Here is a 23,027-nt window from a genome sequence, read left to right on the forward strand (position 1 = left end):
GTCGCACATTCCGTGACCGAATTTTCCAATTCGTATACCGGTCTATCAGGTGTTTTGTTCTGTGTACCGGTGGGTATGAAACCTTTTCCGCCCATTGGGTGTCCGCGATCGATATCGACCAGCTAACCTGGGTTCGCTGTTTGGTAAACGACCGCGACCGCGAGGTTCGTACCCCGGGCCGTGGTCTCGGTGCGTTTGACAGGATGGCAATGACTGTTGGCTTCGGCATGAGCATCGGCACAGTGAACTCCGCGTGGGCAGCCACCACCGGAGAGGGGGACATTCCCACGGTGCGGGTGCGTCGCACCGCCGTCACATTCGACAGCGCCGGCGGCGCGCGAATCGGCGGCCTGCCGCGATTCGCTCCGGTGGTAACGGATTTCGCCGATCTCACCCGTGAGATCGAACCCGTCGTCGTGGGTGGGCGGATCTGGACCTCGGCCGATCTCGTTGCCGCCGTAGCCACCTGCCTGATCGGCGCCACCGAATTCGACGGCGAACCGGTGATCACCTATCCCGCTTGCTATTCCGACGCACGGGTTGCCGCACTGCGGCACGCCCTGGACTGGGCCGGAGCCACCGGGACGCTGCTGATGCCCGAACCGGTCGCTGCGGCCGAGTGGCTCGATGCCGAATACGGCGTATCCGACAACGGGCTCACACTCGTCTACGATCTCGGCGGCAACAGCCTCGACATCGCGGTCGTGCGCACCGAGGCCGACCGAGAGAAACGCGGTGTGCTCGGGAAACCGGTGCGTTCGTACGAATACGGCGGCCGGCCGCTGGGGACCACGCTGGCCCGCTACGCCCGGGCGCTGGCGCCGGACGCGTCGTCGCCGGTCTCGAAGGTCGTCCCGGCCGACGACACCGCCCGATTGCGTACCTGGAATATTCGCAATTCCCTGCGCCTGGTGCGGCGTTGCGTTCGCGCGGCCGGGCTCACGATCGGCGATGTGGACCGGATTCTGCTGGTCGGCGGAGCGGCGCGGCCGGTCGAGGTGGCGCAGGTGATCGCGGAGCTCGGGCGTCCGGTGGTGATCTCGCCGGATCCGGCGCACACCGTCGCGGAGGGAGCCGCGCTGGCTTCGTTCCGGATGGCCGACACCGGCGCCAATCTCGGTCGGTACGCGCGCGGTGCGGCCGTATTGTCCAGTGCCGCGGTCGCTTCGGCACTGGCGATGTCGGCGGCCACCATGCTCGGCGGCGGTCCGATCGGCTCCGACGGTCCCGTGCTGGAATTCGCGCCCGCGCTCGCGGGGCCCGCGCCCGATCCGGCGCCCGAGGTGCAGGTGATCGACGGAACCGTTCCCGGCGCGCAATCGATGGGCTCACCCGTGGTGTCCGATGCCGCACTGCCGCTGCGGTCCTATTCCAGGGTGCAGGCCTACAGCGCTGTGGTACAGACTTTTCCGGACTCGAGGTCGGCCGAGGCGCAACGCGCGCTGAACGAGCACGGCCCCGGTACGCACTGCGGCCCGCTCGGTCGTCTCCGGCCGCCGATCTACGCCGACCCGGCACAGTTCGTCAACCCGCTGCCGTTCGCGAAAGCGTCCGGCGCCCCGATACCCGCGATCAGGCTGCCGCACCCGTCGATGGGTTCGGGAAACACCGCACCCCACCACGATCCGGATCACGACACACTGCCGCGCAGGTGGGATCCGGCGGCTCGGGTAGCGCCACCGTCGAAGGCTTCGTTCACAGATCCCGTTGCGACACAGGCGAGTACCGGGACTCCGCACCCCGTGGCGGATTCGCAGCCCGGATCGGACCTGCCGGACGGGAATTCGTCGGCGGGAGGCCGGAATTCGGCTCCGGGCAATACATCAGGCACGAGTACGCGTCCCGGTTCCGGCACTCCCGGCACGCCCCACTCCGGCTCCGGGGCGAGCACCGCGGGAGATTCGGCGAGCACCGAAACCGGGGGCGCCCTGTCTTCCGGCGGCAATACGACATCGACCGGTCCCGCCGGCGACAGCCAGACCTCGAGTCCCGCGTCCCATGGCGGCGATGCCGCGGGCTCCGGTAACGGCCTGTCGAATTCTTCCGGAAGTAATGCCGCACACGACACTTCGAGCTCATTCGGCGGCGCCTTCGCTCACTCGCCGGGCGGCGGAACCTCGAACAACTCCCACCGCCCGCTGGGCGGAGTCACGTCGAACGGAACCTCCCACTCCTCCGGCGGATCGACCTCGAACGGGACGTCCGGTCCGTCGCACAGTGGCCCCAGTTCCGCGGGGGGCAATTCCTCCAACGGTGGTTTCCACGGTGGTTCCTCGTTGGGTGGTTTTCACGGTGGTTCCTCGGTCGGTGGTTTCCACGGCGGCGCGAGCGGCGGTTCCCATGCAGGGGGCGGACTTCACTGACGCCGTCCGGACCGCCGCAAAATGAGGGGCGGCGGTCCGATCCCGCCCCGGCCGCACCCGTTCGCACTCTCCATTCGCTGTCCTGCCGAGACGTCGGATATGGGGCAGTGCGGGGTGCGGCGGGGTGTGCCGCCGCCGTCGAGCAGCCTTACATCGGAGGTAATCGACGGGATGAGCCGATGCGGGCACGGTATCGAATGTGAACGATTCCCCGACGAACACCACACGCACTGTCGTCGAAGAACTGGTGCGCCGGATCGGCGCCGGCGACCCGGATGCCATCGCCGCTCTGTACGCCCCGGTCGCCGAGTGGAAACTGAACTGGCCGGAACACGAACACGGACGCCCCGCGACGCCCTGGATCCGGCATCGCGCCACACCCGCCGACGCGGCCGAGCATTTCCGCGAGATCGCCCGCCACCACATACCCGAACAGGTCGGCACCGTGGTCGAGCGCATCCTGGTCGACGGCCCGGATGCGGTGGTACTGGGCGAGATTCGTCAGACGGCCCGTCCCACCGGCCGCGCCTACCGTTCCCGCTTCGCCCTGCATCTCACGATCGAGAACGGCCTCATCGTCCGCTACCATCTCTACGAGGACAGCCTCGCCGTCGCCGAAGCATTCGAGGCGCGAAATCCCGAGCCCGAGCCCGAACTCCCGTAGTCGGCGCACACTGATGGGATGGAACCCAGGATCATCGGAAGTGTGATGCCGGTGCTCGAGGTGTCGCTCGACCCGGGGGAGACCCTGGTTGCCGAATCGGGGCAGCTGTCGTGGATGACCGAGTCGATTCGGTTGCACACCTCGACGCGGGCGGGGTCGGGCGGGGTGTTCAGGGCGGTGAAGCGGGCCTTGGCGGGGGCCGGGTTGTTCATGACCGAGTACTCGGCGGCGCGTCATCCGGGGACGGTGGCGTTCGCGGCGAAACTGCCGGGCCAGATCGTGCCGGTTCCGGTGGAGCCGGGACGGGACTATCTGCTGCATAGGCACGGATTCCTCTGTGCCACAGGCGATGTCCGGGTTTCGCTGAGCTTTCAGCGTCGGCTGGGTGCGGGGATCTTCGGCGGCGCGGGGTTCACGTTGCAGCGGGTGAGCGGGGCGGGCCATATGTGGGCCGAGCTGTCCGGCGAGGTGATTCGATACGATCTGGCCCCGGGGGAGCGATTGCGGGTGCATCCCGGACATGTCGGAATGTTCGATGCCACTGTCGGATTCGACATCACAATCCTGCGCGGCATCCGGAACATCCTGTTCGGCGGGGACGGCCTGTTCCTTGCCGCGCTCACCGGTCCGGGCCGAGTGTGGTTGCAGTCGTTGACCGTTGCCAACCTCGCGCACGCGATCACCCCGTATCTGCCGCTACCCGAATTCGACGGTCGCCGGTAGGACGTCCACGGCGATGAAAGTGCATCCGTGCGATCGGCAAGAATGAGGCGGTGGACGACACTGCCGACAGACCTCGACTGATAGCTCTGGATGTGGACGGAACCCTGCTGCGGACCGGTGAGCCGATCACCCCGCGCGTGCGCAAGGCGGTGCACGCGGCGGCCGCCGCCGGTGCGCACGTGGTCGTGGCGACCGGCCGGACCCTGTTGGCGACCAAGCTGGTGGTGCGGGATCTAGGCTTGGGCGAGGGCCGGACGATCTGCTCGAACGGCGCGGTGCAGGCGGATATTTCGACCTGGGAGCCGCAGGATGTGCACACCTTCGATCCGGAGCCGTCGGTCACCGTCCTGCGCGAGCTGTTCCCCGACATGGTGCTCTCGGTGGAGAAGGTCGGCATCGGCACCTGGACCACCGGTTACTACCCCGGCAGCTTCCGGCTCGGTGAATTCCGGTTCGTCGAGGACGAGGACCTGAGCCTGGAACCGACCACGCGCCTGAACGGCTGGTGGCCCGGCGGTTCACTGGACGATATGGTCGCCGTGATGGGCGAGCACGAGCTTCCCGGCGCCGGCTGGGTGCACGGCGAGGACGAGCCCTGGCTCGTCGCGTGCCGCCAGGGCATATCCAAGGGCTGGGCGCTCGAACGGCTGCGCCGCGAACTCGACGTCCCGCCGGCGGCCACCCTGGCCATCGGAGACGGCTACAACGATTGCGAAATGCTCTCCTGGGCAGGGCATTCCGTCGCCATGGGCAATGCCGTCGACGCCGCCCGCGATGTCGCCGACGAGGTCACCGGCACGGTCCACGAGGACGGCGTCGCCGCCGTCCTGGAGCGCTGGTTCGGCAACTGATCGCGGACGGCCCATCGCGATGTTCCCCTGTGCACCTATGCGGGATGCATGCGGTGTGGTGAGGTGTGAAGTTACGCGACGGCGATATCGGAGTCGGACCGCACCCGCAGGTGGCGTACCGCCGTCTCGTACCGCTGCGCAACGACTTTCGCGACGAGCCCGTGACTTCCGAGCGGTTCGGCATGGGTGACGTGTGGCGCGGCGGTGACGAGGCGATCGGTGAGCAGACCGGGGGCAAGGAACCACGGCGCGACGACGAACCGGGTGCACTCCAGCGCATGCAACGCCGAGATCGCTTGGGGGAGAGACGGTTCGGTAGTGGCGAAGCACACCGCGGTACGCCAGGCGGTGCCCGCGGCGAGCAGGCTGCCCAGGGTGCGGGTGCGGCGGTTGGCCTCGGCGGAGGAGGAGCCGACCGCCGCGACGGCCACGCCCAGCGTGTCGTCGTTCGGATCGGATCCGGTCGCCAGCACGCGTTCGCGCAGAGCGGTGATCAGCAGGGTGTCCGGACCGAGCACGTCGGCCTGGATCAGCCGCAGTCGCGGATGCCGCGCACGCGCCGATGCGAGCACCCCGGGTAGGTCCACGCGTGCGTGAAACGCGCTGCCCAACAGCAGTGGCGCCACGACGATCTCCCGATGCCCCTGTGCGGCAACGGCATCGATGACCTGTTCGGCCGACGGCGTATTCAGATCCAGAAACGCCAACCGGACATCCAATCCTGGATGCTGCTGTGCCACATCGGCAATCACCGCGGTCATCGTCGCCGCGGAGCGTGGATCCCGGCTGCCGTGTGCGACCGCGATCAGCGCCGGACCACCGGGCGAACCCACCCGGCCCGGTGCCACCAGACCGCCGCGAACCGGCCCGGCTCCGGCCCGGAGGCCGGAGCTGTCGAGCGGTTCGCCGCCGTCGTACGACATCAGCTCTCGGTGCCGACCTCGACCGCGGTCAGCGCATCGCCCACCAGGCCCGCGGCCAGGGTGTTGCCCCCGGCGGGGTCGATGAGCAGGAAGCTGCCGGTGTGCCGGTTGACCCGGTAGTCGTCGGCCACGATCGGATCCGCGACGCGCACCGAGATGCGCCCGATATCGTTGAGCGCCAACGACTCCGCCTCGGTATCCGCGGCCAGATGCTGTTCGTCGAAACGCTCGAGCAGTGCGCCCACGACCGCCTGGGTGGTGCGGGTGCCGTGCTTGAGCAGCAGCCGCGCGCCCGCGCGCAGCGGCTTGTCGCCGAGCCAGCACACGGTGGCGTCGAAGGTGTCGATGGGCTCGGGGGCATCGGTCGCGGCGGCGATCACATCGCCGCGCGAAACGTCCACATCGTCGGCGAGAATCAAGGTGACACTGCGTCCGGGCTGCGCCGACTCCAGCTCACCGTCCGCGGTGTCGATCCGCTCGACCGTGGTGCGCGTCCCCGAGGGGAGCACCACGACCTCGTCCCCGCGGCGCACCACGCCGGCGGCGATCTGCCCGGCGTAGCCGCGGTAGTCCGGATACTCCGGAGTGCGCGGCCGGATGACGTACTGCACCGGGAAACGCAGCCCCACCTGGTGCCGCCCGTGCACATCGGCGTCGACCGGAACCGATTCCAGATGCTCGATCAGCGAGGGACCGTCGTAATAGGGGGTGTTCTCCGAACGAGAGGCGATGTTGTCGCCGTGCAGCGCCGAGACCGGGATCTCGGTGACGTCCTCCCGCGCCCAGCCCAATGTCGTTGTCAGCTGGGTGAATTCGTCGACGATCTTCTCGAACACGCCCGCCGCGTCGTCCACCAGGTCGATCTTGTTCACGGCCAGAACGAGTTTGGGCACGCCCAGCAGCGCCATCACCGCGGCGTGGCGCCGGGTCTGCTCGATGACGCCCTTGCGCGCGTCGACCAGCAGGATCACCAGCTGTGCGGTGGACGCGCCGGAGACCGTATTGCGGGTGTACTGGACGTGTCCGGGGGTGTCGGCGAGCACGAAGGATCGCTCGGGCGTGGCGAAGTAGCGATACGCCACATCGATCGTGATGCCCTGTTCGCGTTCGGCGCGCAGGCCGTCCACCAGCAGCGACAGATCCGGTGTGGACAGGCCCCGGTCCACCGAGGCCCGCGTGACGGCGTCGATCTGGTCCGCGAGAACGGATTTCGTGTCGTAGAGCAGGCGTCCGACCAGTGTGGACTTACCGTCGTCGACGCTGCCGGCGGTGGCCAGTCTCAATAGGTCGGACATCAGAAATAACCCTCTCGCTTGCGGTCTTCCATCGCGGCCTCGGACACCCGGTCGTCACCGCTTCGGGAGGTGGCACTGTGCGGCGCGTTCGGTGTGGTGGGTAGCTCGGGGCGCATCAGAAGTAGCCTTCTCGCTTGCGGTCTTCCATCGCGGCCTCGGACACCCGGTCGTCACCGCGGGTCGCTCCGCGTTCGGTGAGCCGCGATGCCGCGACCTCGGCGAGGATCGCGGCGTTGTCGGCGGCGTCGGAGACGATCGCGCCGGTGGTGGATCCGTCGCCGACGGTGCGGTAGCGCACCGATTTGGTGACCAGCTCCTCGCCGTCGCGTGGGCCGCCCCAGCTGCCCGGGGTCATCCACATGCCGTCGCGCTGGTAGACCGGGCGCTGATGGGCGTAGTAGATGGTCGCCAGCTCGATGTCCTCGCGGGCGATGTACCGCCAGATGTCCAGCTCGGTCCAATTGCTCAACGGGAACACCCGGACGTGCTCACCCGGCGCGTGCCGACCGTTGTACAGGTTCCACAGTTCGGGCCGCTGCCGCTTGGGATCCCAGCGCCCGAACGCGTCGCGCAGCGAGAAGATCCGCTCCTTGGCCCGCGAGCGCTCCTCGTCGCGACGTCCGCCGCCGAACACCGCGTCGAACCGGTTCTCGGTGATGGCGTCCAGCAGCGGCACGGTCTGCAGCGGATTGCGGATCCCGTCGGGGCGCTCGGTCAGCCGCCCGTCGGCAAGGTACTCCTCGACGCTGGCCACATGCAGCCGCAGCCCGTACTTCTCCACCACGTGATCGCGGAACTCCAGGACCTCGGTGAGATTGTGCCCGGTGTCCACGTGCAGCAGCGCGAACGGCAACGGCGCCGGCCAGAACGCCTTGAGCGCCAAGTGCAGTAGCACTGTGGAGTCCTTACCGCCGGAGAACAGGATCACCGGCCGCTCGAACTCACCTGCCACCTCGCGGAAGATGTGAATGGCCTCGGACTCCAGCGCGGCCAGGGTGTCGAACTGCGCGGCTGGGATGCGCAGCGCGCGGTCGATGTCGGCGGCGTCGGTCAGCTGGGTATCGGTCGCGGTAGGAGTCATGATTGATGTAACCCGCATTCGGTCTTGGCGAGGCCGGCCCAGCGGCCGCTTCGCGGATCGGCTCCCGGTTCCGGCTTCCGCGTGCACGGAGCGCAACCGATGGACGGATATCCCTCTTCCACAAGGGGATTGACGAGGATGCCGTGGCGGTCGATGTACTCGGCCATCTCCTCGTCGGACCAGGCGGCGATCGGGTTGATCTTCACCAGGCCGAAACCCTCGTCGAAGGAGATCAGGGGGGCGTTGGCGCGGGTGGGAGCCTCCACCCGGCGGATGCCGGTGACCCAGGCGTTGTAGCCGCTCAGGGACTGCTTCAGCGGAACCACCTTGCGCAGGCGGCAGCACTCGTTGGGCTCGCGGGCGAACAAATCCTTACCCAGCAACCGATCCTGTTCCGCCACAGAGTGTTCGGGCCGCACGTTGACGATGTTCACGCCGTACACCGTCTCCACCGCGTCGCGGGTGCCGATGGTCTCGGCGAAGTGGTAGCCGGTGTCCAGGAAAAGGACGTCCACCCCGGGGCGGGTCTGCGCGGCCAGCTGCACCAGCACCCCGTCCTGCATATTCGACGCGACGATGTAGTTCGAACCGAAAGTCTCGTCGGTCCACCGCAGCAGATCGGCGGCCGAGGCGTCCGGACCGAGTGTGGCCGCGCCGTTCTCGGCGATATGCCGCAGTTCGTCCTCGGAGAGCTTTTCCAAAGTGCTTGCCATTGCGTCTCTTTCCCTTACCGGAGATCGGCCTCGTCGGCGCGGACCGCCCACTGCGCGAACCGCTCACCGTCGTTGCGGTTCTTGACGAAATTGCGCACCACGCGCTCGATGTAGTCGCCGAGTTCGTCGCTGGTCACCTTGTGCTGGCGGAGCTTTCGGCCGAAGGCGGCATCGAGGCCGAGGGTGCCGCCCAGATGAACCTGGAAACCCTCCACCTGATTCCCGTCGCCGTCGTCGACGAGCTGACCCTTGAAGCCGATATCGGCGATCTGCGAGCGGCCGCAGGAGTTCGGGCAGCCGTTGATGTTGATCGTGACCGGCACATCGAGCTGGGCGTTGATGTCGGCCAGCCGCTGATCCAGTTCGGGCGCGAGCACCTGGGAGCGCTTGCGGGTCTCCACGAAGGACAGCTTGCAGAACTCGATACCGCTGCAGGCCAGCAGGTTTCGCCGCCACTTGGACGGACGCGCCTGCAGGCCGAGCGGCTCGAGCTCGGCGATCAGTTCCTCGACCTTGTCGTCGGCGACGTCGAGCACGATGAGCTTCTGGTACGGGGTGAACCGGATCCGGTCGGACCCGATCCGCTCGGTCGCCTCGGCCACCTTGGTGAGGATCGTGCCCGAGACCCGTCCGGCGATGGGGGAGAACCCGACCGCGTTCAGCCCGTTGCGCAGCTTCTGCACGCCCACGTGATCGATGGGCCGGACCGGAGCCTCGGGCGCGGGGCCGTCGATCAGCTTGCGCTTCAGGAACTCCGATTCGAGAACTTCGCGGAATTTTTCGATACCCCAGTCCTTGACCAGGAACTTCAACCGCGCCTTGGTGCGCAGGCGGCGGTAGCCGTAGTCGCGGAACAGCGAGACGACCGCCTCCCACACATCGGGCACCTCCGCGAGCGGCACCCACGCCCCGACCCGTTTGGCCAGCATCGGATTGGTGGACAGCCCGCCGCCGACCCACAGGTCGAAGCCGGGGCCGTGCTCGGGGTGCTCGACGCCGATGAACGCGACGTCGTTGATCTCGTGCACCACATCCTGCTGGCCCGAGATCGCCGTCTTGAACTTGCGCGGGAGGTTCGAGTACTCCTTCTTGCCGACGTAGCGGCGAGTGATCTCCTCTACGGCCCAGCTGCCGTCGATGACCTCGTCCAGCGATTCACCGGCCAGCGGGGAGCCGAGCACCACGCGCGGGCAGTCGCCGCACGCCTGGGTGGTCTGCAGGCCGACGCCTTCAATGCGCCGCCAGATCTCCGGGACGTTCTCGATCTCGATCCAGTGGTACTGCAGATTCTCCCGGTCGGAGAGATCGGCGGTGTCCCTGGCAAATTCGGTCGAAATCGTCCCCAGCGTGCGCACCTGCTCGACGTTCAGCGCGCCGCCGTCGCAGCGGACCCGCATCATGAAATACGCGGCCTCGAGAATGTCGATGTTCTCGTCGCCGGTCCAGGTGCCGTCGTAGCCCTGCTCGCGCTGGGTGTACAGGCCCCACCAGCGGAACCGGCCGCGCAGATCGGCCTTGTCGATCGAGTCGAATCCGCCCGGGGCGTAGATGTTCTCGATGCGGGTGCGGACGTTGAGCGGGTGATCGTCCTTCTTGCTCTGCTCATTCGGGTTGAGCGGCTCGCGGTAGCCCAGCGCCCACTGACCTTCGGACTTGCGGCGCAGTGGTTTTGCGGTGCGTTCGCGCGGGCCGCTGACCTCCGCGCGCGGCCGTGACCGGCGTTCGCGGGCGGCCTGCGCACGCTCGCGCGCGACTTCCTGCTCGCGTGCGAGACGCTCGGATTCCGCGCGTGCGACGGGTTCGGACTCGGCTGTATGACCGGCGTCGGTACTCGACGTCATAGGGGTCGCTCCTGGGGGTGGTGATCAGACCTGGCGACAGGCGGGAGGGGCTGCTCGCGCCTTCGGTAGTCAGCGGCCGGGACGCCGCGACGGTGACGCCGGAACCGGGAACAGGGGCCGAACTACCGGAGGCTTTCCGGCAGACAGCTCGCGCTGCAGACACGCTTGAAGTCGACGTGGCGACGAGCCACGAGACGCACTCCAAGTCCGGTCATGCGGTCTATTGTGCCATGTCAGCCGGGTAGTTCGGACCGACCGCCCATATTTTCCGAAGATTCGAGGGAAATTCCCTGGACGCTCGTCCTAGTTTGTGAGATGCGTCATAGATCATCCGCGCCCACATGATCTCGACCTCCGCGATGCCGATCCGCGAACGCGTGCGAGGGGTGTGCCGGACGCGCGGGAGACATCTGTCACAGCCCGGTACATCGCCTCCGATTCCCGAGATTATCGCCCGGTCGGATGGGCGCGGAACCGGCACCCGCGCCCGGCGGCGCGGTGGCCCGCACGCACACTGGAGGAGTGAGCCCCGCCGTCCAGCAGACCGCACTGCCCGCCCCGCCGCTGCGTGATTTCGGCGGCGGGCCGTTCGGCATCTACGTGCACGTCCCGTTCTGCGCGACGCGCTGTGGATACTGCGATTTCAACACCTACACCGCGGGCGAATTGGGCAGCTCGGCTTCACCGGAGTCCTGGCTGGAGGCATTGCGTGGTGAGATGTCCACGGCCGCAGCGGCTTTCGATGCACTACCGAGTCGGCAGCCGCCGGTGTCGACGGTTTTCGTCGGCGGCGGGACGCCCTCGCTGCTGGGCGGTGACGGGCTGGCCGACGTGCTCGCGGTCATCCGCGCGAACTTCGCGCTGGCCGCCGATGCCGAGGTGACCACGGAATCCAATCCCGAATCCACCTCCCCGGCATTCTTCGACCGGATCCGCTCCGCCGGTTACACCCGGATATCGCTGGGAATGCAGTCGGCCGCGACGCACGTTCTGCGCATCCTCGATCGCACGCACACTCCCGGCCGGCCGGCCGCCGCTGCCCGCGAGGCGCGCGAGGCCGGTTTCGACCACGTCAACCTGGATCTGATCTACGGCACCCCCGGTGAAACCGATGCCGATCTCGATACCAGTCTCGACGCGGTGCTCGCGGCCGGTGTCGACCACGTCTCGGCCTACTCGCTGATCGTCGAGGACGGCACCGCGATGGCCCGCAAGGTCCGCCGCGGTGAACTGCCCGCCCCCGACGACGATGTGCTCGCCGCCCGCTACGAGCGCATCGACGCGCGCCTGTCCGCGGCCGGTCTGCGGTGGTACGAGGTATCCAATTGGGCCTCGGGCGATTCCGCCCGCTGTCGGCACAATCTCGGCTATTGGGACGGCGGCGACTGGCTCGGCGCGGGACCGGGCGCGCACAGTCACGTCGGCGGTGTGCGGTGGTGGAACGTGAAGCATCCGGGGCGTTATGCCGAACGTGTCGCGGCTGCTCGGGCCCTGCCCGCGGACGGGTGGGAGGAACTCACCGACGCCGAGCGCTACACCGAACGAATCATGCTCGCGGTGCGATTGCGTTCCGGGCTGCCGCTGGCGGACCTGGACGCCGTCGGGCGCGCAGCGGTCGACGGGCTCGTCGCCGACGGTTTGGTCGAGGTCCGGGATCGGGCGGTCGTCCTCACCGGCCGCGGGCGCCTCCTGGCCGACGGAGTCGTGCGCGCACTCCTGGACTGAACCAGCTCGTCCGGGCGGCGGACCGGAGTCCGCGCCGCGGTTGCGCCACGCCACACCGGGGATCAGGCTTTCACGAACTAAACTGGAACCGGATCAACTCGGGATCCGCGCGGTCGATGCTGCTCGCATACGCCGGGCGGTCCGATGGCGAACGAGGAGGTGGGGCCGATGTCGAGCACCGAGAAGCGGCGGCTCGAGGTCCTGCGCGCGATTGTCGCGGACTACATCGCGACCAAGGAGCCGATCGGGTCGAAAACGCTGGTCGACAAGCACAACCTGGGCGTTTCCAGTGCGACGGTGCGCAACGATATGGCGGTGCTCGAAGCCGAGGGTTACATCACCCAGCCGCACACCAGCTCCGGCCGCATTCCCACGGACAAGGGCTATCGCCAATTCGTCGACAACATCGCCGAGGTCAAGCCGCTGTCCACGGCCGAGCGCCGGGCGATCATGGACTTCCTCGACGGCGGCGTCGACCTGGACGACGTACTGCGACGCGGCGTGCGGCTGCTGGCGCAGCTGACCCGCCAGGTCGCGATGGTGCAGTATCCGACGGTTTCGGCCTCCACGGTCCGGCACATCGAGGTCGTCGCGCTCAATCCGGCCCGGTTGTTGCTGGTGGTCATCACCGACAGCGGGCGTGTCGATCAGCGTCTGGTCGAACTGGGCGGGGTGATCGGGGACGAGGATCTGACCGCGTTGCGCGCCATGCTCGGCAAAGCGATGGACGGCAAACGCCTCTCGGCGGCCTCCGCGGCGGTCGCGGATCTGCCGGAGAATTCCCCGGCCCGCCTGCGTGACGTGCTGGTCCGGGTATCGACGGTGCTGGTGGAGACCCTCGTGGAACATCCCGAGGAGCGGCTGGTGCTCGGCGGCACGGCGAATCTCACCCGCAACGTCAACGACTTCGGTTTCCCGGGTTCGCTGCGCGCGGTGCTCGAGGCCCTGGAGGAACAGGTGATCGTGCTCAAGTTGCTGGCCGCCGCGCAGCATCCGGGCACGGTGACGGTGCAGATCGGCGAGGAAACGCAGCTCGAGCAGATGCGCGGAACCTCGGTGGTTTCCACCGGGTACGGTATGCCGGGTACCGTGCTCGGCGGTATGGGTGTGCTGGGCCCGACTCGCATGGACTATCCGGGGACGATCGCCTCGGTCGCGGCAGTCGCCCGATACATCGGCGAGGTACTTGCCGAGAGGTGACCGCGCCGGGTGAAGTGTTCGCGATGGGAAGATCGTGAAGCAAACGGATTCGGAACAGGACTAGAGACGCAAGTGGCACGGGACTACTACGGATTGCTCGGTGTCGGACGCAACGCGTCCGACCAGGAGATCAAACGCGCCTATCGCAAGCTGGCGCGTGAGCTGCACCCCGACGTCAACCCCGATGCGGACGCCCAGGAGCGGTTCCGCGAGGTTTCGGCGGCCTACGAGGTGCTCAGCGATGCCGAGAAGCGCCGCATCGTGGACATGGGCGGCGATCCGCTCGAGTCCGGCGGCGGTCCGGGTGGATTCTCCGGCGCCGGCTTCGGTGGCCTGGGCGATGTGTTCGAGGCCTTCTTCGGCGGTATGAACGCCTCCGGTCCGCGCCGTCCCCGCGGGCGCGTGCAGCCCGGCGCGGATTCGCTGCTGCGTACCCGGTTGTCGCTGGCCGAATGCGCGGTCGGGGTCACCAAGCACCTCACCGTGGACACCGCAGTGCTCTGCGACCTGTGCCAGGGCGCGGGCACCAATGGCAACTCCAAGCCGGTGCGCTGCGAGACCTGTGGCGGCGCGGGCGAGGTGCAGACCGTACAGCGCTCGTTCCTCGGCCAGGTGATGACCTCCCGGCCGTGCCCGACCTGCCGCGGCGCGGGGGAGACCATCCCCGATCCGTGCCGCAAGTGCGGCGGCGACGGCCGGGTGCGCTCGCGCCGGGAGATCGCCGCGCCGATTCCCGCGGGCGTGGCCAACGGCATGCGGGTGCGGCTGGCCGCACAGGGCGAGGTCGGCCCCGGCGGCGGCCCGGCCGGTGATCTGTACGTGGAGATCGTCGAGCAGCCGCACGATATGTTCGTCCGCGACGGTGACGATCTGCACTGCACGATCCGCGTCCCCATGGTCGACGCGGCGCTCGGCGCGACCGTGGTGGTCGACACGATTCTCGACGGCCCGACCGAACTGACCATCCCGGCCGGGACGCAACCGGGCGAGGTGTCGGTGCTGCGCGCGCACGGTATGCCCAAGCTGCGTTCGAGCGCCCGCGGCGATATGATCGCGCACCTGGACATCGTGGTGCCGACCAAGCTCGACGCCAAGCAGTCCGATCTGCTGCGCAAGTACAAGGCCATGCGCAATGGTGAACGCACCGAGGTACTTTCGGCCCAGTCCGAGCACAACAGCGGTTTGTTCGCGCGCCTGCGGGCCTCGTTCAGCGGACGCTGACTCAGGCGGAATCACAGTGGCGGCAACGGTTTTCTATCTCGACGAGATACCCGAGCCGGACGGTATCGCGATCCTGGACGGCCCCGAGGGCCGCCATGCCGCGACCGTGCGGCGCATTCGTGTGGGTGAGCCGATCACCCTGTCCGATGGCGCGGGAGTGCTGGCTTCCTCGGAAGTTGTTGCGGCGCAGAAGGATCGACTCGAACTGCGGGTGCTCGACCGAACCCTCGCGGAACCGGTAGCGCCGCCGGTCACGGTGGTGCAGGCACTGCCCAAATCCGATCGCTCGGAGCTGGCGGTGGAACTGATGACCGAGGCGGGCGTCGACGTCGTCGTGCCGTGGCAGGCCGCGCGCTGCGTGGCCAACTGGGAAGGCAAGGCGCGCAAGGGCGTCGAGAAATGGCGTGCCGCGGCGCGCTCGGCGGCGCGGCAGTCCCGCCGGGCGTTCATCCCGGAGGTCGCCGAGCCGCATCACACCTCCGATGTGCTGGCACTCGTACGGGAGACCAAGGCGGACAACGGAATCGTCGTCGCGCTGCACGAATCGGGTACGGCCCGTTTCGTTTCCCTGCCGTTGGCCGCCGCATCGCGGATCGTCCTCATCGTCGGGCCCGAAGGCGGCCTGGACGATGCCGAAATCACCGCGCTCGCCGATGCGGGCGCGGACGTCGCACTGCTCGGGCCTACCGTGCTGCGCACCTCGACCGCGGGCGCGGTCGCCTTGGGTGCGTTGGGTGCGCTGACCTCCAGGTGGTAGAGCAATCATTCATTGTCTTGGCGCACAACCGGTTCGATCGCGTTGTCATACCTCGCACCGGCTGTCGGTGATCAATTCCACGTCGGCGGGCGCTCGCCTGGCGAACGCCGGGCACGACCCCTATATTCGGTCCGTATGACTTACGGAGGGGGCCATCGGCGGAAGGAGCCGGACGGTCCGAGTACCGAGCGGTTGCCGCATGGCACTCAGCCGCGCCTGTCGCGCGTGGCGAAGGCGCGTTCGGCGCGGGCCGAGAGGGCGCACGCCGTGCCGCCTACGCGGCAAAGTCGTTCGCAGGCACAGGAACCCGAGTCGGGTGAGTCCCAGTCCGACGAGTCGAAGACGCGAGAGACGCAGCCGGATCCCGATGCCGCGACGACGTTGCTGCGGCCGCGCCGGCACTCTCGGCGCCCGGCCCGGCCCCAGCGCACCGCCAAGGCGGTGGTCGCGGGTCGCACCCTGATCGCGCTGGTTTCCGTCCTGGTTCTGGTCGGAACCGGTGCGGCATGGCGGATCTACGATCACGCGGTCAAGGGCGTGATCACCTCCAATGCCATCAGCGACGGTCCCAAATCCGCGGGCAAGGATCAAAACATCCTGCTCATGGGCTTGGACAGCCGTAAGGACGAGCATGGCAACCCGCTGCCGCAGGCGATGTACGACGCCCTGCACGCCGGTGACAACGACAACGGCGGCATGAACTCGAATGTGCTGATGCTGATCCACATTCCGGGTGACGGCTCCAAATCCACGGCGATCTCGATCCCACGCGACGACTACGTGACTCTCGACCCGGCCGCGTGTGACGGTGATCTCTGCAAGGGCAAGATCAAGGAGGCGTACGGCCGCACCTACGGTGCCGTGCTGGGCAAGCAGGCCCAGGGCGATCCGGACGCGGAGACCAAGGCTCGCGACGCCGGCCGCAAGGCCGAGTTGAAGACGGTGAGCAAGTTCCTGGGCGATATCCCGATCGACCACTTCGTGGAGATCACGATGGCCGCCTTCTTCGAGATCGCCCAGCAGGTGCAGCCGATCACGGTGTGCCTGAACGAGAATACGCACGACACTTTCTCCGGTGCGAGGTTCGTCAAGGGTCAGCAGTCGATCAACGCTGCACAGGCAATGGCTTTCGTGCGGCAGCGTCGTGACCCGGACGAGTCGCTGAACTTCACCGATATGGACCGCACCCGTCGCCAGCAGGCGTTCGTCGTCTCGCTGGTGAACAAATTGAAGAGCAGCGGAACGCTTTCCAGCCCGAGCACCCTGATGGGTCTGCTCAAGGTCGCTCAGCAGAACATGGCCGTGGACAGTGGTCTGGACCTGGGTAAGTTCGCCGGGCAGGCGTCGTCTCTGATGGGTGGCGGGCTGACGCTGTACACCCTGCCGGTCAAGGACTTCAAGGTCATCGACGGCGAGGACACCAGCATCGTCGACCTGGATCTGATCCACGCCTACGTGAAGAATCTGCTGTATCCGCCGAAGCCGGGGGCCGCCACCACGACCCCCAGCGCGACGCCGACGAGCACGAACATCCCGTCCGCGTCCGGAGTGACGGCGAACGTGGTGAACAGTTCGGGCAAGAACGGTCTGGGTGGAAATCTCGAAAAGGCGCTCGCCGGTCGCGGTTTCGCGCAGGGTGAGGCGATCACCGGTGCCACGCGTAGTTCCAGCACGTTGCTCTACGGTTCGGGTGCGCAGGAGGCGGCGACGGCGTTGGCCGGGCAGTTGGGGTTGACCGCGACCAAGTCGTCCTCGATCAGTTCGCAATCGATTCAGCTGACCGTCGGCACGGAGCTGGCGAGCAGCAGTTCGATCACGAGCATGGCGGGCAGTTCGGGCGATGACGGCAGTTCCACTCCGACCTCCACGACGCCGCCGCCACCGCCGGTGTCGGCGACCAACGCGGGTACGAAGGCTCCGGCGCCGACCGACATGTCGAGTATGGCGGGCAGCGGGATTCCGTGCGTGAAGTGATTCCGGTCTCGGGGCGGTAACCCGCGCATTTCGCCGGCGGCGATATCGCGGCCTATATTCGGTCCGTATGACCCATGAAGGGGAGCGTCCACGAAGACCGGCGGACGGTCCGGATACCGAGCGGTTGCCGCATGGCACCGAACCGCGGTCGTCGCGTGTGATGAAGGCTCGCACGGCACGCGGCGATCGGTCGCAGGCTGGGGAGCAGACCGGTGCGTCGTGGCCGCGTCGGCCTTCGCGTGCTCCGGTGCGACGTCGGCGCAACCGCAAGGCGGCGCTGGCCGCGCGCACGCTCATCGCCCTGGTCTCCACTCTGGTTCTGGTCGGCACGGGCGCGGCGTGGCGGGTCTACGACCACGCGGTCAAGGGCGTGACGACCTCCGACGCGATCAGCGACGGCCCCAAATCGGTCGGCCACGAACAGAACATCCTCATCATGGGCCTGGACAGTCGCCTGGACGAGCACGGCAACGCGCTGCCGCAGGACATGTACAACGCCCTGCACGCGGGCGACGACAGCGTCGTCGGGATGAATTCGAATGTGTTGATGCTGATCCACATTCCGGGCGACGGCTCCAAGTCCACGGCCATCTCCATTCCCCGCGACGACTACGTCACCTTGGATCCGACTTCCTGCGGCGGTGATATCTGCAAGGGCAAGATCAAGGAGGCGTACGGCCGCGCCTATTTCGCGGCGAAACAGAAGTACGAGAACACGATCAAGAGTCCGGAAGCGCTGGACGCCAAGGCACGTGATGCCGGGCGCAAGGCCGAGGCCAATACCGTCACCAAATTCCTCGGCGGCGTGCCGATCGACCATTTCGTGGAGGTCACGCTCGCGGCCTTCTTCCAGGTGGCTCAGGCGGTGCAGCCGATCACGGTCTGCCTGAACGAGCGGACTCGGGACAAGTTCTCCGGCGCGGATTTCGTGAAGGGCAGGCAGGAGATCAATGCCTCGCAGGCAATGGCCTTCGTGCGGCAGCGGCGCGATCCGGACGAATCGCTGAACTTCACCGATCTGGACCGCACCCGTCGCCAGCAGGCGTTCATCGTCTCCTTGGCGAGCAAACTGCAGAGCAGCGGAACGATGTCCAGTCCCGGCAAGTTGATGAATCTGCTCGGGGTCGCTCAGCAGAACATGGCCGTGGACAGCGGTCTGGATCTCGGCAAATTCGCCGCGGAGGCGTCGTCGCTGATGTCCGGTGGTCTGACGTTGTTCACGCTGCCGGTCGAAGATTTCGGCAACGATCCGAACAACGGTGAGGCCATCAACATCGTCGACCCGGACAAGATCCACGCCTACGTGAAGAATCTGCTGAATCCGCCCAAGCCGGGGGCCGCCACCACGACCACCGCCGCGCCGCCGACCACCACGGCGATCGCCTCGGCCGCCGGGATCGTGCTCGACGTGGTGAACAGTTCGGGTAAGACCGGTCTGGGCGGAAATGTGGCGAAGGCCCTCGCCGGCCGGGGGTTCACGCAGGGTGAGGCGATCACCGGTGCCACGCGTAGTTCCAGCACGTTGCTCTACGGTTCGGGTGCGCAGGAGGCGGCGACGGCGTTGGCCGGGCAGTTGGGGTTGACCGCGACCAAGTCGTCCTCGATCAGTTCGCAATCGATTCAGCTGACCGTGGGGACCGAGCTGGCCGGCAGCGACTCCCTCACCAGCGTGGTGGGCGTGGGCAGAGATGGTTCGTCCGGAACCCCGACATCCACCACACCGCCCCCGCCGCCGGTCTCGGCGACGAACCTCGGTGCGAAGGCTCCGGCCCCGACCGACCTGTCCAGTATGAACGGCAGCCGGATTCCCTGCGTGAAGTGAGTTGATCGGGTCAGGGGCACCACACCGGCCCGTGCCGGTGTGGTGCGTCTACGCCTGTGCGGACGACCCCGATGTTTCCGGAGCCGGATTTTCGTGCAGGGTGGTTGAACGGGCCGCGAGCAACCACATCAGGTCCTCCAGGCTCAGTTCCAGTTCGTTCGCCCGGATTCGGGCGAGTTCCAGTTCGAGCGTGCCGATCGACGACTCCAGGGCGAGCAGAATCATCTCGGCCAGCTCCATGCAGGTCAGCGCCTGCTTCTCGGTCAGTCGAAAGCCCGGCGGGAGGAACGAGACGATCCACCGCCCCCGGTCGCCGCCCGGAACATCGATCCGGAAGGCCATTTCGTCCACGATATCGCTGCTGATCAGCCATTCTGCTATTCGAACCGGCATTGCTTTCACCCCCGTCCTCGCCCCGCAACCGATACGTTGCGGTTCAATTGTGGGGTACCCGGGCAGGCCGCGGCCAATGCTTTCGGTCCGCGCTGAGTTTGCTGGCCGCTCGCCCGCACACTCGTCCGGGTCCGGCCCGCCACGACCGGGCGCGCTGCCGAGCGGTATCTCGACTACGGCACCGGCTCGGCGGCGAAGCGGCTCCTCGCGCATGCCGATCTCAACCCGGTCAGGTCGCGAATCGATCGGGATCCACCAGCCCCGGACGAGCGGTCCGGCGGACCACGATCCCAGCCCCGACCAGCAGCGCACGGTCGGTCCGGGGGTGGAGGAATCGGACCTCTGCGACCAGATTCTGGGGTATCCGCCCCAACCGGGGTCGGCGGATGCAGAATCGGATCGGTCGAAGGAGTGCATGTGGTAGTGGTCGGTGCGATGTGTCGTGAAGGGGCGGGTCCGGGGTGGGCGGGTCGGTCATGGTGACGATGAGCCGGCGATCGCTACTGTTGTCGGCGGCTGTGCTGCCGGTGACGGCGGGGTGTACGGCCGGACCGGAGCGGGTGCGGTTGCCGCTGGCAACCGGACTGGCGGGCGGGCCGTACGAGACCTTCGGCCGACGGCTCGCCGACGAATTGCAGCGCACCGTAAGCGGTTTGACGGTCCCGGTGCTCAATACCTCGGCGAGCGTGCAGAATCTGCTGTTGATCGGCTCTCGGCGCGCGGAACTCGCTCTGGCACTGGGGGATTGCGTCGCCGACGGTTACGCCGGCACCGGATCCTTCTCGGCGCCGGTGCCCGTCACGGCACTGGCACGGCTTTATCTGAACTACACGCTGCTGGTCGTGTCGGCGGACGCGCCCTACCACCGGGTCGACGACCTGGCCGGGCGTCGGGTGGCGCTCGGAGCCGAGGAATCCGGCACCGCCGTACTCGGCGAGCGGATTCTGTCCGCCGCCGGACTCGCCGAGCCCGCCTCGACCCGGTATCTGGGCACCGACGATGCCATCGCAGCCCTCACCCGGCGCGAGATCGATGCGTTCTTCTTCTCCGGGGGCGTGCCGATCGATGTCTTCACCGCGCTGTCCCGATACGCGCCGATTCGGCTGTTGCCGTTGGACGGACTCGCCGCCGGGCTGCGCCGGGTTTACGGACCGACCTACACCGATGTGGTGATCCCCGTCGGCACCTACGGGCAGCGGGCCGAGGTGCCCACCATCGGGGTGCCGACTTACCTTGTGGCGCATCGTGATCTGCCGGAAGATCCAGCCTTCCGGGTGACCCGGGCGATCTTCTCCGCCCGGGATCGGCTGCCCGGACCGGAGACGCCCGGCGCGTACTTGGACGAGCGGTTCGCCATCGGTACGGGCACGGTTCCACTGCACCCCGGGGCCCGGCGGTACTACCGATCCGTATACGGCTGAGCGACACTCATGGTTCGTGCAGCGGGAGCTCCAGGGTGACGACCAGGCCGTGCGGCGTGGCAGCGGTGAGAGTGAGGCGACCGTGCGCGGCGGTGGCCAGTTCATCGGCGATGGCCAGGCCGAGTCCGCTGCCCTCGACGTTCGCGTGCCGGGTGGAGCGCCAGAAGCGTTGGCGCGCAACGGCTATCTCGTCCACGGGCAGGCCGGGGCCGTCATCGGCGATGGACAACCGAGCGCTGCGGCCCGCGGCGGTCAACGACACCGTCACCCGGCCGCCCGGCTCGGTGAACTTCAACGCGTTGTCGATGGCGATATCGGCGACCCGGCCCGCGGTGTCCGGCGGGCAACGGGCGGTCAGCCGGGACGGTAATTCGGCCCGCAGTGTGATCGCGGCGGCGGTCGCGACCTCCTGCCAGGTACGCAGACGAGGGCCCAGTTCGCCGACCAGGTCCACGGATTCGGCGAGAACGGTACCGGATTCGATGCGGGCCAGCGCGAGCAGATCATCGAGCAGGGTCGTCATCCGGTCCATCTCCTCCAACGCCTGCTCGTAACCGGTTGCGCCGGAACCGGTCAGGTGCGGTCGCAGGTTCTCCAGTCGCAGCGACAGCACGGCCAGCGGTGTGCGCAGTTCATGCGAGGCGTCGGAGACGAACGCGCGCTGCCGGTTCAGCGCGTCGGTCACGGCATCGGCCATCGCGTTGAATCGCTGTTCCAGCTGCCGCAATTCGGGTGGACCGGTGACCGAGGTGCGGGCGGACAGGCGGCCCGCGGTGATCGCCGCGGTGGCCGCGTCCAGTTCGGCGACCGGCCGCAGCATCCAGCGCGCCAGTCGCCGCGCGGCCACGGCGGCGAGCAGGAAGGCGAACAGGGCGGCGGCGGTCAACGCGAGCCAGACCGCCGCGACCGCGTGTCGCGCCGCGGTCGTGGGCGTTGCGAGTACCACGGTGCCGAGCACCTGCGCGTCGCGGCCGACCGGTTCGGCGATCACCGCGCGAACCGGCCCGAAGGGGGTGATCATCGCGAGGTTCTCGGTGGTGCGGCCCAGCATCGCCCCGTGCACGGCCTCCTCGCCGCTCGCGGGCAGCGATGTCCCTGCGGCGGTGAGCACCACGCCGGTGTTCGAACGCACCTGCACCGTGGCGTCGTAAAGGTCGGCGTAGCGGTCGATTTCGATGCGCAGCCGGGAGGTGTCGCCGTCCTGCACGGCCTGTTCGGCGAGCAGCGCGAACCTGGTGGCATCGGCGCGCCGATCGAGCAGCAGCTGATTGGTGCGCTCGAGGGCGAACGCCCAGCCGAGCGGAATCGCCAGGGCCAGAAGCAATCCCGCGATGAGGGTGAGGTAGGTGGCGAGAATCCGGCGGCGCATCAGGGCGCGGTCGTCTCGCCGAGGTCCAGGCGGTATCCGGCGCCGCGCAGGGTCCGGATCAGGTCGGGGCGGCCGGTTTTCGCGCGAATGCCCCGGATGTGCACGTCCAGTGAGCGGGACGCGGCGAGAAAGGCGTCACCCCAGACCGCGTCGAGTATTTCGGCCCGGCTGCGCACCACACCGGGGGTGCGGGCCAACAGGGCCAGCACATCGAATTCGCGACTGGTCAGGGCCACCGCGCTTCCGGCGACAGTCACCGTGCGGGTGGGGAATTCGATCCGCACATCCCCGGACACCACGATATCCGCACCGGCCGTCGGCATTCCGGGCCGGGGCAGCCGACGCCGCACCACCTCCATGCGGGCCAGCAGTTCCATGATCCGGAACGGCTTCACCAGATAATCGTCGGCGCCGCCCCACAGCGCGCGCAGCACCGTGGTCTCCTCGGCGCGCGGTCAGCACGATCACCGGCACCGCCGAGACCTGCCGCAGCCGCCGGAGCATGTCCAGGCCGTCGCCGTCGGGCAGACCGAGGTCGAGCAGGATGAATTCCACGCCGCTCTTGCGGCGCAAACCCTCGTCGGCGCGGGCCACCCGCTCGACCCGATGACCACGGCCCGACAGTGCCGTGGTCAAGGCATCGGCGAACCGATCGTCGTCCTCGACCAGCAGCACTCTCATCGTCGCCACA

19 protein-coding genes and 1 pseudogene are annotated in these 23,027 nt (G+C 68.0%); 11 read left to right on the plus strand and 9 right to left on the minus strand.

Going from position 1 to position 23,027, the window contains the following annotated elements; translation table 11 throughout:
• The first annotated feature begins 209 nt into the window (after positions 1 to 209).
• The 4 genes from NV1_RS14435 to NV1_RS14450 all read left to right on the plus strand — a co-directional run bounded on the left by NV1_RS14435 (position 210) and on the right by NV1_RS14450 (position 4,601).
• A complete protein-coding gene (locus tag NV1_RS14435; RefSeq protein WP_169813330.1) occupies positions 210 to 2,363 on the plus strand; it encodes an Hsp70 family protein in 2,154 nt (717 codons plus the stop codon).
• A 199-nt stretch (positions 2,364 to 2,562) separates the two neighbouring features.
• Positions 2,563 to 3,027: a nuclear transport factor 2 family protein gene (locus NV1_RS14440; RefSeq protein ID WP_067890933.1), complete on the plus strand. Its 465-nt coding sequence runs from the start codon at positions 2,563 to 2,565 to the stop codon at positions 3,025 to 3,027.
• A gap of 18 nt (positions 3,028 to 3,045) precedes the next feature.
• On the plus strand, positions 3,046 to 3,750 hold the full coding sequence (locus NV1_RS14445; RefSeq protein WP_067890936.1) for a TIGR00266 family protein: 705 nt from the start codon (positions 3,046 to 3,048) through the stop codon (positions 3,748 to 3,750).
• Positions 3,751 to 3,800: 50 nt separating this feature from the next.
• Positions 3,801 to 4,601, plus strand: coding sequence for an HAD family hydrolase (locus NV1_RS14450; protein WP_067890939.1), 801 nt, complete (start codon positions 3,801 to 3,803; stop codon positions 4,599 to 4,601).
• A gap of 71 nt (positions 4,602 to 4,672) precedes the next feature.
• On the opposite strand, the gene NV1_RS14455 is transcribed toward NV1_RS14450, so the two are convergent.
• From NV1_RS14455 to NV1_RS46800, 6 genes are all read right to left on the minus strand, one after another.
• Positions 4,673 to 5,524, minus strand: coding sequence for a sirohydrochlorin chelatase (locus NV1_RS14455; protein ID WP_084525372.1), 852 nt, complete (start codon positions 5,522 to 5,524; stop codon positions 4,673 to 4,675).
• Positions 5,524 to 6,819, minus strand: coding sequence for a sulfate adenylyltransferase subunit 1 (locus tag NV1_RS14460; protein WP_067890942.1), 1,296 nt, complete (start codon positions 6,817 to 6,819; stop codon positions 5,524 to 5,526). Before NV1_RS14460 ends, NV1_RS14455 begins: the two co-directional genes overlap by 1 nt.
• A 115-nt stretch (positions 6,820 to 6,934) precedes the next feature.
• Entirely contained in the window at positions 6,935 to 7,918 is a 984-nt protein-coding gene (cysD, locus tag NV1_RS14465) for a sulfate adenylyltransferase subunit CysD (RefSeq protein ID WP_245713721.1), read from the minus strand.
• On the minus strand, positions 7,897 to 8,613 hold the full coding sequence (locus NV1_RS14470; protein WP_067890945.1) for a phosphoadenylyl-sulfate reductase: 717 nt from the start codon (positions 8,611 to 8,613) through the stop codon (positions 7,897 to 7,899). The genes cysD and NV1_RS14470 overlap by 22 nt, the downstream gene beginning before the upstream one ends.
• Positions 8,614 to 8,627: 14 nt before the next feature.
• The gene (locus tag NV1_RS14475; RefSeq protein ID WP_084525373.1) at positions 8,628 to 10,454 is read right to left on the minus strand and encodes a nitrite/sulfite reductase; all 1,827 of its coding nucleotides are present in this window, start codon (positions 10,452 to 10,454) and stop codon (positions 8,628 to 8,630) included.
• Between the two features lie 122 nt (positions 10,455 to 10,576).
• On the minus strand, positions 10,577 to 10,669 hold the full coding sequence (locus NV1_RS46800) for an Ms4527A family Cys-rich leader peptide (RefSeq protein WP_353526446.1): 93 nt from the start codon (positions 10,667 to 10,669) through the stop codon (positions 10,577 to 10,579).
• 307 nt (positions 10,670 to 10,976) lie between these two features.
• On the opposite strand from NV1_RS46800, the gene hemW reads away from it, so the two are divergent.
• The 6 genes from hemW (at position 10,977) to NV1_RS14505 (ending at position 19,153) form a co-directional block, all read left to right on the plus strand.
• Positions 10,977 to 12,179 carry a radical SAM family heme chaperone HemW gene (hemW, locus tag NV1_RS14480; RefSeq protein WP_373864616.1) on the plus strand — a complete coding sequence of 401 codons (1,203 nt, stop codon included), beginning with the start codon at positions 10,977 to 10,979 and terminating at the stop codon, positions 12,177 to 12,179.
• 168 nt (positions 12,180 to 12,347) lie between these two features.
• Positions 12,348 to 13,379, plus strand: coding sequence for a heat-inducible transcriptional repressor HrcA (hrcA, locus tag NV1_RS14485; protein WP_067891897.1), 1,032 nt, complete (start codon positions 12,348 to 12,350; stop codon positions 13,377 to 13,379).
• A gap of 72 nt (positions 13,380 to 13,451) precedes the next feature.
• Positions 13,452 to 14,600, plus strand: coding sequence for a molecular chaperone DnaJ (gene dnaJ, locus NV1_RS14490; protein WP_067890949.1), 1,149 nt, complete (start codon positions 13,452 to 13,454; stop codon positions 14,598 to 14,600).
• A 16-nt stretch (positions 14,601 to 14,616) separates the two neighbouring features.
• Positions 14,617 to 15,357: a 16S rRNA (uracil(1498)-N(3))-methyltransferase gene (locus NV1_RS14495; RefSeq protein ID WP_067890952.1), complete on the plus strand. Its 741-nt coding sequence runs from the start codon at positions 14,617 to 14,619 to the stop codon at positions 15,355 to 15,357.
• A 135-nt stretch (positions 15,358 to 15,492) separates the two neighbouring features.
• Positions 15,493 to 17,331 (plus strand): LCP family protein, encoded by a 1,839-nt coding sequence (locus NV1_RS14500; protein ID WP_084525375.1) that lies wholly within the window; start codon positions 15,493 to 15,495, stop codon positions 17,329 to 17,331.
• A gap of 247 nt (positions 17,332 to 17,578) precedes the next feature.
• On the plus strand, positions 17,579 to 19,153 hold the full coding sequence (locus tag NV1_RS14505; protein ID WP_245713722.1) for an LCP family protein: 1,575 nt from the start codon (positions 17,579 to 17,581) through the stop codon (positions 19,151 to 19,153).
• A gap of 48 nt (positions 19,154 to 19,201) precedes the next feature.
• On the opposite strand, the gene NV1_RS14510 is transcribed toward NV1_RS14505, so the two are convergent.
• Complete coding sequence (locus NV1_RS14510) at positions 19,202 to 19,546, minus strand: hypothetical protein (protein WP_067890955.1); 345 nt, start codon at positions 19,544 to 19,546, stop codon at positions 19,202 to 19,204.
• Positions 19,547 to 20,031: 485 nt separating this feature from the next.
• On the opposite strand from NV1_RS14510, the gene NV1_RS14515 reads away from it, so the two are divergent.
• Entirely contained in the window at positions 20,032 to 20,967 is a 936-nt protein-coding gene (locus tag NV1_RS14515) for a TAXI family TRAP transporter solute-binding subunit (protein WP_218026976.1), read from the plus strand.
• A 7-nt stretch (positions 20,968 to 20,974) separates the two neighbouring features.
• Here the strand turns inward: NV1_RS14515 and NV1_RS14520 are convergent, their stop codons facing one another.
• Positions 20,975 to 22,336 (minus strand): sensor histidine kinase, encoded by a 1,362-nt coding sequence (locus tag NV1_RS14520; RefSeq protein ID WP_067890958.1) that lies wholly within the window; start codon positions 22,334 to 22,336, stop codon positions 20,975 to 20,977.
• Positions 22,336 to 23,017, minus strand: a pseudogene (locus tag NV1_RS14525) (response regulator transcription factor). The gene NV1_RS14520 and the pseudogene NV1_RS14525 overlap by 1 nt, the downstream one beginning before the upstream one ends.
• Positions 23,018 to 23,027 lie beyond the last annotated feature (10 nt).

Origin of the sequence: Nocardia vaccinii NBRC 15922 (assembly GCF_001613305.1) — a bacterium.
In the GTDB taxonomy this organism is placed as follows: domain Bacteria; phylum Actinomycetota; class Actinomycetes; order Mycobacteriales; family Mycobacteriaceae; genus Nocardia; species Nocardia vaccinii.